This window comes from Methylocystis sp. IM3, from assembly GCF_038070105.1.
Classification (GTDB): domain Bacteria; phylum Pseudomonadota; class Alphaproteobacteria; order Rhizobiales; family Beijerinckiaceae; genus Methylocystis.
On the sequence record NZ_JBBPBZ010000002.1, the window covers coordinates 1,360,191 to 1,373,982 of the forward strand.

12 protein-coding genes and 1 pseudogene are annotated in these 13,792 nt (G+C 63.9%); 8 read left to right on the forward strand and 5 right to left on the reverse strand.

The annotated features are described in order from the left end of the window. Window positions 1–5 precede the first annotated feature (5 nt). Both WOC76_RS08425 and WOC76_RS08430 read right to left on the reverse strand, forming a co-directional pair. Window positions 6–1,435, reverse strand: a pseudogene (locus WOC76_RS08425) (RtcB family protein). Window positions 1,436–1,459: 24 nt separating this feature from the next. After that, window positions 1,460–1,906, reverse strand: coding sequence for an archease (locus WOC76_RS08430; protein ID WP_341107626.1), 447 nt, complete (start codon window positions 1,904–1,906; stop codon window positions 1,460–1,462). 229 nt (window positions 1,907–2,135) lie between these two features. Between WOC76_RS08430 and WOC76_RS08435 the strand changes: the two genes are divergently transcribed. Then, window positions 2,136–3,329, forward strand: coding sequence for an SGNH/GDSL hydrolase family protein (locus tag WOC76_RS08435; RefSeq protein WP_341107624.1), 1,194 nt, complete (start codon window positions 2,136–2,138; stop codon window positions 3,327–3,329). 13 nt (window positions 3,330–3,342) lie between these two features. Then, window positions 3,343–4,524, forward strand: a complete 1,182-nt coding sequence (locus tag WOC76_RS08440; protein ID WP_341107621.1) for a hypothetical protein — start codon at window positions 3,343–3,345, stop codon at window positions 4,522–4,524. Window positions 4,525–4,553: 29 nt separating this feature from the next. Here the strand turns inward: WOC76_RS08440 and WOC76_RS08445 are convergent, their stop codons facing one another. Further along, the gene (locus WOC76_RS08445) at window positions 4,554–4,850 is read right to left on the reverse strand and encodes a SemiSWEET family sugar transporter (RefSeq protein WP_341431372.1); all 297 of its coding nucleotides are present in this window, start codon (window positions 4,848–4,850) and stop codon (window positions 4,554–4,556) included. Window positions 4,851–4,983: 133 nt separating this feature from the next. Here WOC76_RS08445 and WOC76_RS08450 point away from each other — a divergent pair, with 133 nt between their 5' ends. From WOC76_RS08450 to WOC76_RS08460, 3 genes are all read left to right on the forward strand, one after another. Further along, entirely contained in the window at window positions 4,984–5,481 is a 498-nt protein-coding gene (locus WOC76_RS08450; RefSeq protein WP_341107617.1) for a hypothetical protein, read from the forward strand. 212 nt (window positions 5,482–5,693) lie between these two features. Next, on the forward strand, window positions 5,694–7,607 hold the full coding sequence (gene xoxF5 / locus WOC76_RS08455) for a lanthanide-dependent methanol dehydrogenase XoxF5 (RefSeq protein ID WP_445730641.1): 1,914 nt from the start codon (window positions 5,694–5,696) through the stop codon (window positions 7,605–7,607). Between the two features lie 99 nt (window positions 7,608–7,706). Further along, on the forward strand, window positions 7,707–8,216 hold the full coding sequence (locus tag WOC76_RS08460; RefSeq protein WP_341107616.1) for a c-type cytochrome, methanol metabolism-related: 510 nt from the start codon (window positions 7,707–7,709) through the stop codon (window positions 8,214–8,216). A gap of 151 nt (window positions 8,217–8,367) precedes the next feature. Here the strand turns inward: WOC76_RS08460 and WOC76_RS08465 are convergent, their stop codons facing one another. Further along, window positions 8,368–9,267, reverse strand: a complete 900-nt coding sequence (locus WOC76_RS08465; protein ID WP_341107615.1) for a helix-turn-helix transcriptional regulator — start codon at window positions 9,265–9,267, stop codon at window positions 8,368–8,370. 210 nt (window positions 9,268–9,477) lie between these two features. Here WOC76_RS08465 and modA point away from each other — a divergent pair, with 210 nt between their 5' ends. Further along, window positions 9,478–10,260, forward strand: a complete 783-nt coding sequence (modA, locus tag WOC76_RS08470) for a molybdate ABC transporter substrate-binding protein (RefSeq protein ID WP_341387974.1) — start codon at window positions 9,478–9,480, stop codon at window positions 10,258–10,260. A 34-nt stretch (window positions 10,261–10,294) separates the two neighbouring features. Next, on the forward strand, window positions 10,295–12,886 hold the full coding sequence (locus WOC76_RS08475; RefSeq protein ID WP_341431373.1) for an alginate export family protein: 2,592 nt from the start codon (window positions 10,295–10,297) through the stop codon (window positions 12,884–12,886). A gap of 49 nt (window positions 12,887–12,935) precedes the next feature. On the opposite strand, the gene WOC76_RS08480 is transcribed toward WOC76_RS08475, so the two are convergent. After that, complete coding sequence (locus WOC76_RS08480; protein WP_341107611.1) at window positions 12,936–13,154, reverse strand: hypothetical protein; 219 nt, start codon at window positions 13,152–13,154, stop codon at window positions 12,936–12,938. Window positions 13,155–13,348: 194 nt separating this feature from the next. Between WOC76_RS08480 and WOC76_RS08485 the strand changes: the two genes are divergently transcribed. Then, window positions 13,349–13,759 carry a four-helix bundle copper-binding protein gene (locus WOC76_RS08485; protein ID WP_341107610.1) on the forward strand — a complete coding sequence of 137 codons (411 nt, stop codon included), beginning with the start codon at window positions 13,349–13,351 and terminating at the stop codon, window positions 13,757–13,759. Window positions 13,760–13,792: the final 33 nt, after the last annotated feature.

Genomic DNA, 13,792 nt, shown 5'->3' on the forward strand with positions numbered 1-13,792 from the left:
GCGCGCTATCCTTTCACGCAGATCAGCGGTCTGAGGAAAGCGACCTTTCTTGCAAGGCCGGACGCTTCCGCAGCGTCGACGACGGCGCCGACATCCTTGTAGGCGCCGGGCGCTTCCTCTGCGACCCCGCGCATCGAGGGACTTTTCACGATGATTCCCTGTGCGCGCAGATCGTCGACGATCTGCCGTCCGCCCCACATGCGCGTCGCGGCGTGGCGGCTCATGCGCCGGCCCGCGCCGTGACAGGCGGAAGAAAAGGCCCGTTCTTCGCTCGTCGCGAGGCCCGACAAGACATAGGAGCCGGCGCCCATGCTGCCGCCGATCAGGACCGGCTGGCCAAAGGGCCGCAGCGCTTCGGGCAGCCTCTCGTCGCCGGGGCCGAAGGCCCGCGTCGCGCCCTTGCGATGTACGTAGAGATTGCGGATTGCGCCGTCGATCGCGTGGCGCTCACCTTGCAGGTGTTGTGCGAGACGTCGAACATCAGCGGGAGTTCGCCGTGGTGGAAGAAACGGGCGAAGATCTGCCGCGTGAGATGGCCGATGATCTCGCGATTGGCGAGGGCGCAGTTGATCGCCGCCCGCATGGCGCCGAGGTAGCGTCGCCCGAGCTCCGACTTTATCGGCGCGCAGGCGAGTTCCCGGTCGGGAAGCGCGACGCCGAGCCCCGGCGCGGCGAGCGCCATTTCGCGCAGGAATTCCGTGCCGATCTGATGACCGAGGCCGCGCGAGCCGCAATGAATGGTGACGACGCATTCGCCCTGTCTCAGGCCGAAGCCTTCCGCGATCCGGGCGTCGAAAATCTCGGCGACCTCCTGCACCTCGAGATAGTGGTTGCCCGAGCCCAGCGTCCCCATTTCACGATGTTGCCGCTTGCGTGCGAACTCCGAAACCTCGGCCGGATCGGCGTCCCGGGCCTGACCCTGCTCCTCGATGCGCGCCAGATCCTCGGGGCGCCCAAAACCTCTCTCCACCGCCCATCGGGCGCCGCCCGAGAGCATCGCCGTCATTTCCTGATCGTCGAGACGAAGATCGCCCTCGGCGCCGAGCCCCGCCGGCACATGCTCAAAGAGCGCCGCGGCCAGTTCTTCCTGCACGGCGAGGATCTCGTCGCGCGTCAGCCCGGTGAGATGCGTGCGGACGCCGCAGGACACGTCGAAGCCGACGCCCCCAGCCGAGACGACGCCGCCTTGCTCCGCGTCGAACGCGGCGACGCCGCCGATGGGAAAGCCGTAGCCCCAATGCGCGTCGGGCATGGCGTAGGCGGCGCGCACGACGCCAGGAAGCTTCGCCACATTGGCGATCTGTTCGAGAACCTTGTCGTCCATCTCAGCGACGAGCCCCTCCGTCGCATAGATGATCGCCGGCGCGCGCATGCCCCCCGTCGGGGCGAGCCGCCAGGCCGAGTCCGAGAGTTTTTCCAGTCGGGAAAGGTCCATTTGGGTTTTCCTTCTCGCCGGCCGTCAGACATCGACGACGCATTGCGCCCGCCACTGCCCCGGCGCATCCTCCGACACCGCCAGCTCGGTGAAGGTCGCGCCCTTGGCCTCGAGCGCCGGCGCATGACGTTCGCGCGAGACCCTCTCGCCATGGGCGCGGGCGCTCAGCCGGCCCCGGTCGATCGTTATGTCGAAGGCGGCGAAGATCATCCGCCGCTCGGCCATCTCGTAGATGAGGGCGTTGAGCCAGTCGAGGAACAGCAAATCGAGGCTCGGCGCCTCGCGTTCGATCACGATGGCCTCGCGCGGCTCGACCAGAGCTGGGTCCGTGATGGCCGCGACGAGCGCGAGGGCCGCCTGCTCGAAAGCTTGCGCCGGCGTTCCGCCGAAGCCCCTGACCCCGAGATCCGCATCGTGCGGAAAATGTTCCCAGCCTATGCGGATCGGAGGGGCTGCCAATACAGAGCCCATGACGGGGCGCCTCCTGTCGGATGTCGAGGGTGGCGCGCGGACGCCGCGGCGTCAATCACGGCGTTTCGCCGCAGGCGCCGCGCCCTTCGGCGAAGCCTCTGGCCGCGCTCGATTTTTCGTCGACGGGGCTTGAATTGCAATTTTTGCGCCCATGAATTAGCTCTCCCGCCAGGTTTCAGACAGGCGCCGGCCCCGCCACGGGCGGGCCGCGATCCGGGTTCGACGCTCCATGTCCGATTTGAAAAGTCGCCTCAAGGTTTCCGGCGCCTTCATTGTCGCCGCCGCGCTTGCGTGGGCGGGCTATGAATTCATCGAGGCGAACCGTCATCTCGTTCTCTATGAAGTGACCCTTGTCTTTCTTCTGTTCAGCTATCTCGTCGTCGTGCTGCGCGGTGGCTGGCGCGATGCGGCCCTGGTTTGCGCGTCGCTCGCCTTCGGGATCGTGGCGGTCGAAGTCGTGCTGTGGCGGATGAACAATTCGCCCACCACCTTTCGTGAGAAAGGCAGCTGGGGGATCAAGGGCGAACTCGGCCTCAGCCCGATTCGCCCCGGCCTCATCCACGAGAAGAAAGTGGCGGCAAATGGCGACGTGATCTTCGACGTCACCTATACGATCAAGGACGATCTGACGCGCAAGGTCGATTCGCCGCCGGGCCCGCTCGTGGCCTTCTTCGGCGATTCCTTCACCTATGGCGCGGGCGTCAACGACGGCGACACGCTGCCGCAAATCTTCGCCGATCTGACCCAAGGCGCCTATCGCGTGGTGAATTACGGCGTCTCGGGATATGGCCCGCAGCAGGCCCTGCGCGCGCTCGAGACCGACCTCTATCCCGCACTCACGCAAAATCCGCGTCTCTTCGTGATTCAGACCGCGCCCTGGCACGCCTTCCGCACCTCCTGCAAGGCGGACAACGCCTGGTTCGGGCCGAGCTACGAACTCGAAAACGGCGTTCCGGTCTATCGCGGCTCCTGCGCCTCGCGGCAGTCGACATTCAGGCGGGCGATCACGACGCTGCTGCGCTGGACGGAAGCCTATGATCATTTCATCGGCAGCCGCGAGAAGCCCGTCGATCCGCAGGACATGGACCTTTATGTCGCGATCATCGGCAGGGCGGGCGAGATCGCGAAGCAGAAATATGGCGTGCCGACGGTCGTTCTCTATCTGCCCGACGATCTTTCGAACCCGCGCTACCATCTGGGCCCGTCCGTCACCAACGACTCGCTCATGGAGCGCCTGCGCGCAACGGGCGTGAAGGTGATGGATTTGACGATCGACCTGAACGCCTACGCCGGGCAGCGGCTCATCATACCGGGGGACGGCCATCCGACGGGACTCCTCAACCGGATATGGGGCGAGCGGCTGCGCGATTACGTGGCCGCAGAATTCGGCGGCGCGGCCAGCAAGGCCGCGGACTCCAAATAGGCAAGGCCCGATTATGACGCGCTCTCTCTTCCTCAAAACAGCCGCGGCTCTCGTTCTCGCCGGCGCCGCCGTCTTCGGCGTGCTCAATTTCGTGCAGCCGTCCCGCTATGTCGTCCTGTTGATCGTCGCGATCGTTTTCGTCACGCTCGTCTATTTCATCGCCGTTCTGCGCGGACGCTGGCGCGACATGGCGCTGCTCTGCGCGACGCTGACCCTGGGCTTCGGCCTGATCGAGGTCGTGTCGCTGCATCTCGGGGGATTCGCCACGACCTACAAGGACAGGGGAAGTTGGGCGCGCGTGGGCGAACTCGGCTGGCGGCCGGCCCGGCCCGGCCCCATCCACGAAAAGAAGATCGCGGCCAATGGCGACGTCGTGTACGACGTGATCAACACCATCGACGACAATTTGACGCGCAAGGTGGAGTCGGCCGCGGATGGGCCGACCGTCGCCTTTTTCGGCGATTCCATCACTTTCGGCGCCGGCCTCAATGACAATGAGACGCTGCCGCAGGCGTTCGCCGATCTGACCGACCGCCGTTTCCGCGTTCTCAATCTCGCCGTCACCGCCTATGGGCCGCAGCAATTCCTGCGCGCGCTGGAGATTGGCGAGCACGACGGGCTGCTGAAAAAGGACCCCCGTCTCTTCATCATGCTGACGGCGCCCTGGCACGCGGGCCGGACCTCTTGCAAGGAGCGCAACCAGTGGTATGCGCCGCGCTATGTTTTCGAGGATGGGAAGCCGGTTTATCGCGGCTCCTGCTCGGAGGCCGCGTCCGGGCTCTTCGGCGCTGCGCGGGCGCTGCTGCGCTCGACGGAGATGTTCCACTATTTCTTCGAGTCGCGCGAGCCGCCGATCGAGGAGGCTGACGTCGATCTCTATGTCGCCATTTTCGCCCGGGCCGGAGAACTCGCCCGCCAGAAATATGGCGCCGATACGCTGATCATGTACCTGCCCGACAATGTCTCCTCGGAACGCTATCGGCTCGGTCCGGCCTATGGCAACGACCGGATCATGGAGAAGCTTCGCGCGGCCGGCCTGCATGTCGCCGAAGTCCAGCCGATCGATCCCGCCGCCTATCCGGGCCAGCCCCTGTTCATTCCGGGCGACGGCCATCCCACGGGCCTGACCGACCGCATCTGGGCCGGGCAGATTAGGGACATCGTCCTGAAGGATTTCGCGCCCGCCTGGCGATAGGCGCGCGCTGAAAGCCGGCGCGCAGGGCCTCATCTCTCCGGGTCCAGCGTATGGGCGACAGCCTCCTTCTTGCGCTGGGGCAGATGCTTCATCGTCAGGATGAAGCTCGCGAGGACGAGACAGATGGCGTTGGGCAGGATGAGCGCCCAGTCGCCGCGCATGAAGCCATAGGACAACCACAGCGCGAAGGCGGCGACCGTCAGGGCGTACATCTTGCCGGAAATCGACCCCGTGTCCCTGGTCTTGATGATCTTCCAGGCCTGGGGGGCGAAGCTTGCCGTCGAGCAGATGGCGGCCGCCGCCCCGACGTAGTCGACGACGCTCATTTTCCGTCCTCCCTTTTCAGAGCGGCGGCGCAGCCCTTCCATTTCCGCCGCCCCCTCTGCCGCTCTCGGAACCCGGGAGAGCGACGACGGTTGTGCGGGTTGGGGGAAAAATCCGCGAAAAGGGAGGCGGAAAATGAAACGCCGCGCCATTGCAGAGCTTGTCGGGACGGCACGGGTTTTCGGGACCGATGGTTTGGAATGGGCCGTGCGTCGGCGCCGTCTGGAGCGTCTGGCGGGCTTGCTCGAATCTACGCATGAATCGGTCAAGCTGTTCTCGACGATGGAGTGCTATCCGAGGCGGGAGCGCCTGATGCTGCGGCTCGACCGGTCGCCGCTCGCCGTCGCCTATCGAGACGAGCAATTCCGGCGGGAAGGACTGAGGGGCGACAGCGTCGGCGAAGGCATGGCCTTTTTCAATCTGTCCCTGCGGGAGGCGCATGCCTTGCTGTGCGATTGCGGCTACGGGGCGTTCTCGTTTCTCGGAGCCCCGCTGTCACGCCAGATCGCGAGGCGCGCGAGAAAGCTCGCGGCCAAACGCAACTTCGAGGAATGGCGCCAATTGTTCGACGGCTGGGTGGATGCGGCGGCGACGCGGCTGCGGTTCCTCGTGGGAAAAAAGCACGCTGTTTGATCGAGATCATATCTTCGTCCTCGCAACGCCAGCGGCAGCTTGATCATGGGCCTCCGGGAAAGTCTTCCGGGGGTCTTTTCTTCTCGAAAATCGCGCGAATCCCAAGCGCGCGGCTGTCTGCCCGCTCTGGTTTTCTCTTTTGAAATGACGTAAGAGAGCGCCGGCTCCGCAAAGCGGTCGCCGATAAAAACCGTCTTTGGGAGGGAAAGCTTATGCGAAAGCTGTTGCTGTCGGCTTCAGTTTGTATCCTCGCGCTTGTGACATCGGGCCAGTCCTACGCCCAGAAGTGGCAGCTCTCGCCGGAAGACGCCGCGAAAATGGCGCCGGCCGCTCCCGCCGCCCCGGCCGCTTCCGCCGCCGCCTCTTCGTCCTCCGACGAGTTGCTCGCGCTGCAGAAGGACGCGAAGCAATGGGTGTCGCCGACGGGCGACTACGCCAATGTCCGTCACTCGGCCCTGAAGCAGATCACCGGCGACAATGTCGGCAAGCTTCAGCTCGCCTGGCAGTTTTCGACCGGCGTGCTGCGCGGCCACGAGGGCGCGCCGCTGGTCGTGGGCGACGTGATGTTTTTGCACACGCCCTTCCCGAATATCGTCTACGCCCTCGACCTGAAGGATCCGGACCACAAGATCCTGTGGAAGTATGAGCCCAAGCAGGACCCGTCGGTCGTGCCGGTCATGTGCTGCGACACGGTCAACCGCGGCCTCGCCTATGGCGACGGCAAGATCTTCCTCGCCCAGGCCGACACCACCCTCGTCGCGCTCGACGCCAAGACCGGCAAGCTCGTCTGGTCGGTGAAGAACGGCGATCCGTCGAAGGGCCAGACCTCCACCGCCGCGCCGCATGTCTTCAAGGACAAGGTGCTCGTCGGCATCGCCGGCGGCGAGTTCGGCGTGCGCGGCCACATCACCGCCTATTCGGTGAAGGACGGCAAGCAGGTGTGGCGCGGCTACTCCATGGGCCCCGACGCCGACACGCTGATCGACCCCGACAAGACCACCCATCTCGGCCAGCCGGTCGGCAAGGACTCGGGCATCAGCACGTGGCAGGGCGACCAGTGGCAGACGGGCGGCGGCACCACCTGGGGCTGGTACAGCTACGATCCGGAGCTGAACCTCGTTTACTACGGCTCGGGCAATCCCTCGACCTGGAACCCGGTGCAGCGTCCCGGCGACAATCGCTGGTCGATGACCATCTGGGCGCGCGACCTCGACACCGGCAAGACCAAGTGGCTCTATCAGATGACGCCCCACGACGAGTGGGACTATGACGGCATCAACGAGATGGTTTTGGCCGACCAGCCGATCGGCGGCAAGACGGTCAAGACGCTCGTCCACTTCGACCGCAACGGCTTCGCCTATACGCTCGACCGCACCAACGGCGACCTGCTCGTCGCCGAGAAGTATGATCCGGCGGTGAACTGGGCGACCAAGGTCGACATGGACAAGTCGTCGAAGACCTACGGCCGCCCGCTGGTCGTGGACAAATATTCGACCCAGCACAATGGCGAGGACACGAACACGCAGAACGTCTGCCCGGCGGCTCTGGGTTCGAAGGACCAGCAGCCGGCGTCCTATGACGCGGCGACGGGCCTGTTCCTGGTGCCGACGAACCATGTCTGCATGGACTATGAGCCGTTCCGCGTGAGCTACACGGCGGGCCAGCCCTACGTCGGCGCGACGCTGGAGATGTATCCGGCGGGCAAGGTGCTGGGCGACGGCACGAACAACACGGGCAATTTCATTGCCTGGGACGCCAAGGTCGGCAAGATCGTGTGGTCGAACAAGGAGCAGTTCTCGGTTTGGGGCGGCGCGACGTCGACGGACGGCGGCGTGACCTTCTACGGGACGCTCGAGGGGTATCTGAAGGCGGTCGACACCAAGACCGGCAAGGAGCTCTACAAGTATAAGACCCCGTCGGGCATCATCGGCAATGTGATCACCTATGAGGCGGGCGGCAAGCAGTATGTGGCGGTGCTGTCGGGCGTCGGCGGCTGGGCGGGCATCGGCCTTGCGGCCGGCCTCTCCAAGTCGAACGAGGGCCTCGGCGCCGTCGGCAACTACGCCTCGCTCGCCAATTACACGGCGCTCGGCGGCGTGCTGAGCGTGTTCGCGCTGCCGAACTGAGCAGGGCAGACCGCACAGATCGAAAACGGGCGCTCGGCGAAGAGATTTCGCCGGGCGCCGTCTTTTAACGACAGTCGAGTGTGAGCAGGAGAAAGAGTGATGAGATCGTCGCTTTTCGGGGCGCTGGCCCTGGGCGTCATGAGCTTTGTGGGAACCTCCGCGATGGCCGAGGCGCCCGGAGACCCCAAGGCCGTCAAATCGACGGACGGCAAATATTTCGACGCGAAGGGCGATCCCACCTATAATGTCGCGGCCGACGGCACCGTGGACTGGTACACTTTCTCGGGCTATCGCCGCTATCACGCCGAATGCCACGTCTGCCATGGCCCGAACGGTGGCGGCTCGACCTATGCGCCGGCGCTGAAGGATTCGGTCAAGCGCTTCAACTATGCGGAATTCGCCGGCATCGTCATCGGCGGCCGCCAGAACGGCAACAGCGTCATGCCGGCCTTCGCCGACAACAAGAACGCCGTCTGCTACATCGACGACCTTTATGTGTATCTGCGCGCGCTGTCGACCGGCGCCATCCAGCCCGGCCGCCCGGAGAAGAAGGAAGCGCGTCCCGAGGCCTTCGCCAAGGCCGAAGCCGATTGCATGAGCGCGAAGTAACCGGGCGCCAAGTAGCCTGGCGCCAAGCAAGCATGGGCGTCAGGTACGGCGCGCGCCCAAAGCGAACGCCTCTCTCGTTCCCCGCCGCGGTTCCGATGGGCCGCGGCGGAGCTTTCTCAGATCCTTCGCCTTTGCAAAATCAGCGCAGGGGTCATGGCCCGTTGAAATGAACGACGCCGAACTGTGAACAGTCATAGCCGCCGAAAGCTTCGGCGCGCTTTCGAAACGCCTCGCTCCTGCAGAAATGCATAAGCTTCTGGAACGGCGGATCGAAATAGGCCTTGCGCCACACGAGCAGATCGAACCGCTCCACCACCATAGGCGTAAATTCGAGCTGGAGCTGCCGGGCTGCCGCTTCGATCCCGAGACCGATGTCCGCGCGTCCCGCGGCGATCGCCATGGCGAGATCTGTCTCTGATCGCTCCACCGCCTCGACCCTGTTGAGGGATGTGTTCGGCACTCCCTCTCTCTCGAGCAGCTCCGCGAGAATGAGTTCGCTACCGGCCTCTGGCTGGCGCGATTGAAATCTCAAGGGGCCGATATCGGCAAGCGTCCGAATGGCGCGCTTTTCTGAAGGGCGATACATCAGCCCGCGCGTGCGCTTGGCCCATTCGATCAGCACGACCGCTTCGTGTCCGAAGGCTTCCGACACGGCGTCGACATTCCATTCCGAGAGCCGCGCGGCCGGAATATGCAGGCCAGCGGCAAGGCAGCCACGCGTTTGGAAGCGGGCCATGCCGTCGAGCGCCCCGTCGAGCAGCGCGGCGATGCCGGATCGCGATTCCTTGAGCGCCCATTCCAGAAGCGGGTCGTGCCCCCCGGCCATGACCGGCGGGACCCCATGCAGCGTCGGCGCCGGGGCGGCCGCAGCCGTCGTCCTCGCCGCGCTTGCCGCGATCCAGGCCTCGATCTCCTCTCTTGGAAACAGCAGTTTGCCAGTCACCCGCCGGACCGGCAGCGCCTTTTCGGCGACCAGGTCATAGACCTTGCGCTCCTTCACGCGGAGCAGTGCGGCAAGCTCCCGTGTCGTGAAATATTCGGAACTCGCCATGCATTCCTTCCGGAGATCAGCGTAATCTTTGCATGGCCCCAGAAGGTGCGGCAAGACCGGCGTATGGCTGGGTGCGTTGAATGACCGAAGATATGTCGAGATATGTGAAATTTACGGATGACTCCGGGATAGCTCTCAATGTATGCATATATTTGCCGAGTCGAAGAAGGCGGGCCGTAACAGCTCGCGACTGACCTTGAGGAGTTTCCGGTGATTCGATTTCTTCGGATTGCGCTTGCGCTGGCGCTGATTCTCGCTTCTGCGCCCAAGCTTGCCGAGGCCAGGGCGGCCGCCTCGTCGTCGGTTACGGTCTTCGCCGCAGCGAGCCTGAAGAACGCGCTCGACGCCGTCTCGGCGGATTTCTCGAATGAGACCGGCCTCGAACTGAAGGTCAGCTATGGAGGATCGATGGCGCTCGCGAAGCAGATCGAGGCGGGCGCCCCGGCCGATGTTTTCTTCTCGGCAGACGCCGCCTCCATGGACTATCTCGCGCAAAAGAATCTCATCCAGTCGGACACGCGCACGAATCTTCTCGGCAATACGCTGGTCGTCGTCGCGCCGAAGACGTCGAAGATTCAGCAACTGCCGTTCACTCCGCAGGCCTTCGCGGCGGCGGTCGGCGCTGGCAAGATCGCGACCGGCGACCCGGCTTCGGTTCCCGTGGGCAAATATGCGAAGGCCGCCCTGGAGAAGCTTGGCCTGTGGGCGGTGGCGGAGCCTCATTTCGCGTTCACCGACAATGTGCGCGCGGCGCTGATGTTCGTCGCCCGCGACGAAGCCCCGCTCGGCATTGTCTATCTCACTGACGCCAGGTCCGAGACCAATGTGAAGATCGTCGCGGCTTTTCCGGACGATTCCCATCCACCGATCGTCTACCCGGCGGCCCTGGCCTCGACCGCGCAGGGCGATGCGCCAGCAAAGCTTTTCGCTTTTCTGAAAAGCGCAGCCGCAAAGCGAATCTTTGGCGAGCAGGGCTTCGCCGTATTGCACTAGGATTTGGGGCAGGCTGGCCAGTAGGGGGCGGCGCATGGTGCGCAAGATGGATGGCTGGATGAGCGGCGCCGCCTGGGGCGTCATGCTATTCGCAGCGGCGCCCCTCGGCGCTGCCGCCGAAGAGGGAAAGGCGCAGGACTCTGTCAAGGAGGCTGCATCTTCGGGGAAGGGGAAGCCGCAGGCGAGTGAGCAGAAAGCCGCCGGTCTTAAAGCCGCTGATCTCACGGCCGCCGCCGTCAAAAGCTACTACGTGCCGACGCGCGCATATCGTCTCGAGCCGCAGCCGGACATCCCGCCCTATGTGCGCAATCTCGGCAAGACCTATCCGCAGTTCGAGGGAATCGATTGGCTCAATGTCGGCCTCGATTCACGCGTGCGCTTCGAATATCGCCAGAATGATTATCGACCGTGGACCGACACGACGACCTCGCCGCCGACGTCGCAGCGCAAATATTTTCCCAATTCGCTCTGGCTGTCGCGCACGAGGGTCTATCTCGGCATCCAGAACATTCTCGACCCGTTCCGGGCCGTGGTCGAGTTTCAGGATTCCCGCGCCTTCAACAGCATCTATCAATATCAGGGACTAGAGATCAATCAGACCGATCTGATCTCGGCCTATGGCGAGCTCTATTTCAAGGACGCCTTCGGCAAGGACCCGCGCGGCAACGACCGCCCGCTCACCGTGCGCGCCGGCCGCTTCCATTTCGAACTTTTGGATCGCCGCCTGATCGCGGAAAACGAGTTTCGCAACACGACGAATACGTTTGACGGCTTCCGCGTCAAGATCGGCAAGAAGGACAACGACTGGGACCTCGATAATTTCATCGTGCGGCCGGTCGTTCGGTTGCCCTATCAGTTCGACCGCCCCGACTGGCAGAACTGGGTTTACGGCAGCGTCTTCAGCTTCCGCCGCTTCTCGGAGTATGTGACGGTCCAGCCCTATTACCTCGGCCGCATTCAATATGGCGATCCGTCCAATCCCTCGACGGCGGTGAAGACGCATCGCGAGACCTATGCGCCGGGCCTGCGCATGTATGGCGTGATCGGCAATTTCGACTACGACTTCGACATCAACAAGCAGTTCGGCGCCGTCGGGCGCCTGCAAACGGCGGCGCCTTATCTCGGCACGAACACAGCCATTCAATTCACTCCGACCTCCATCGCGCAGGTCACCGTGCAAAACAGCGCCGAAGTGACCGTGCCCTTCAACGCGCTCGCCTGGGGCCTGGAGCTCGGTTACACTTTCTCCGACCATCCGTGGAAACCGCGCATCAGCACGGTCTATGCCTATGGCTCGGGCAGCGGCAGCCCCTTCAGCTATTCCAACAGCAATTTCGATATTTTCTACGGCTTCAACCAGCCGTTCTCGCGCAACGACTATTTCGCCTGGAACAACATCAAGGACCCGAAGATCCGCCTTGAGTTCACGCCGGCGAAGAATCTGCAGATCGACACCGCCTTCAGCGCCTATTGGCTGGCAAGCCCCGCCAACGCCTGGGACCGCGCCAATCTTTTCGCGCCGCTCGGCAACAGGGGTTCGTTTCTGGGCACGGAGTTCGATATTCGCGCCCGCTACAAGCTGTCGCAATTCGTCAACATCACGGCGAGCTATGCGCGCTTCTGGCCAGGTTCGTTCACGTCGAGCTTCGCGCCGCCGGTCGCCTTCCAGCAATGGCCGGCGCCTTATTCCAATGCGGCCTTTGGCGTCACGCAGACCGGCACGACCTGGGGCCTGACCTCGAAGCCGACCGACTTCTTCTATCTCGAAGCGACGGCCAACGCCTTCGGCGACGGCCAGCCGATCACCAAGGACCCGGTCACGCAGCTTTGGGGCGCGGTGGGGCCGGGCGGGAAGCCGCCGGCGCCGAGCTGGCGCGATATTTACGTGGGGCTGAACGGCGGCGGCGCCTGGTCGAACCCGACGACCCAGACAGTGACGGCGGCCGTCTCGCCAACTGTGGCCAGCGAGCCGATTGCTCAGGCGTCGCGGCTGCTTGACGGCGGCAACCGCCTCGCGGGCTTCGTCGGCGGCCTCCAGCTGGGCGCGAACTGGCGCTTCGATCCCGGCGTCGTCGCGGGCCTCGAAGCCGATCTGCGCGGCGTCTCGGGCAATACCGACACGACGATGCAGGGCTCGGTAATCGGCGTGGGCAAGACGCGCTATGTCAATTACGGACAGCGCACGACGACGCTGAATTATCTCGGCACGATACGCGGACGGCTCGGCTATCTGCCGACCGCGACGCTGCAGCTCTATGGCACGGGCGGTCTCGCCTATGGCGGGGTCATCTCCAACACCGCCTTGTTCACGGCGCCGAATGGCAATCCGACCGTGTCGAACTGGACGCTGTCGAGCGCGCAATTTGCGGATTCATTGATCGGCTGGACGGCGGGCGGCGGCGTCGAATGGATGTTCATGCCGAACTGGAGCGCCAAGGCGGAGTATCTCTACTACAATCTCGGCAATGCTACCGCGACCGGCTACAACGCCCTGCGGTTCAGCGGCGCCAATATCGGACTGCCGAATGTGGCCTATAATTACGGCCTCGCGACACGCACCAAATTCGACGGCAATCTCGTGCAGGCCGGGATCAACCGGCACTTCGATCTGTTCGCGCAGGATTAGGGGATCGCGCGGGACCGAGCTCCCGCGCGCATCGCCCGGAGGCGCGGGCTCAGCGCCGATCCGCGTTCTGCGTAACCATGTGCCTGAGCATGAATCCGACGGCGTAGGAGAAAATGGCGCCGAACAGACCCAGAAATGCGGAGTTCACATATTTGGGCTCAACGCCTTCTGAAAACATCCGTGCGATCGAGACGCCGATCAGCAGGACGAATGGCGTGGCCATGACAATTCCAACCCAGTAGAGAATCGTGCCGACCTGTTTTGGCATGGCTGTTCCTTTCTATGATCATGGCTTAATCCACGCCGGCCTCGTTCCTCCAGCGCGGTTCCCGCCAATCTTGCCTTTTTATTCGCCGGGAGGCCAGGTTTGGAGCAGGCGAGGACCGATCGCCTCCGCCGGGGCGAAACAATCCTGAGACGTGGATGTTATCCCTTTCGTCTCCAACGATGGGAGGGACGCTCATGCACGTCCAGGAAATGATCAGCACCCACCCCGACGTGAAGGGCCAGGTGAACGACGCCCTCATACGCTGCATCGAGGAATGCTACGATTGCGGTCAGTCTTGCCTCTCCTGTGCTGACGCCTGTCTGGGCGAGAGCAATGTGGCTCAGTTGAAGCAGTGCATCCGTCTCAACCTCGATTGCGCCGATGTCTGTTTTGCGACCGGCGCGACGGGCGCACGGCGGACCGGCTCGAACGAGGAGCTCGTTCGATCGATGCTGGAGACATGCGCGGTCGCCTGCCGCCTTTGCGCGGAAGAATGCGAGAGACATGCGTCTCAGCACAGACACTGCAAGATTTGCGCGGAAGCTTGCCGACGCTGCGAGGAGGCCTGCGAAGGGGCCGTTCGCACCATCGGCTTCCGGCACTAAGCCTGAACAGCGATCTCCTTCGGACAGGGTGGC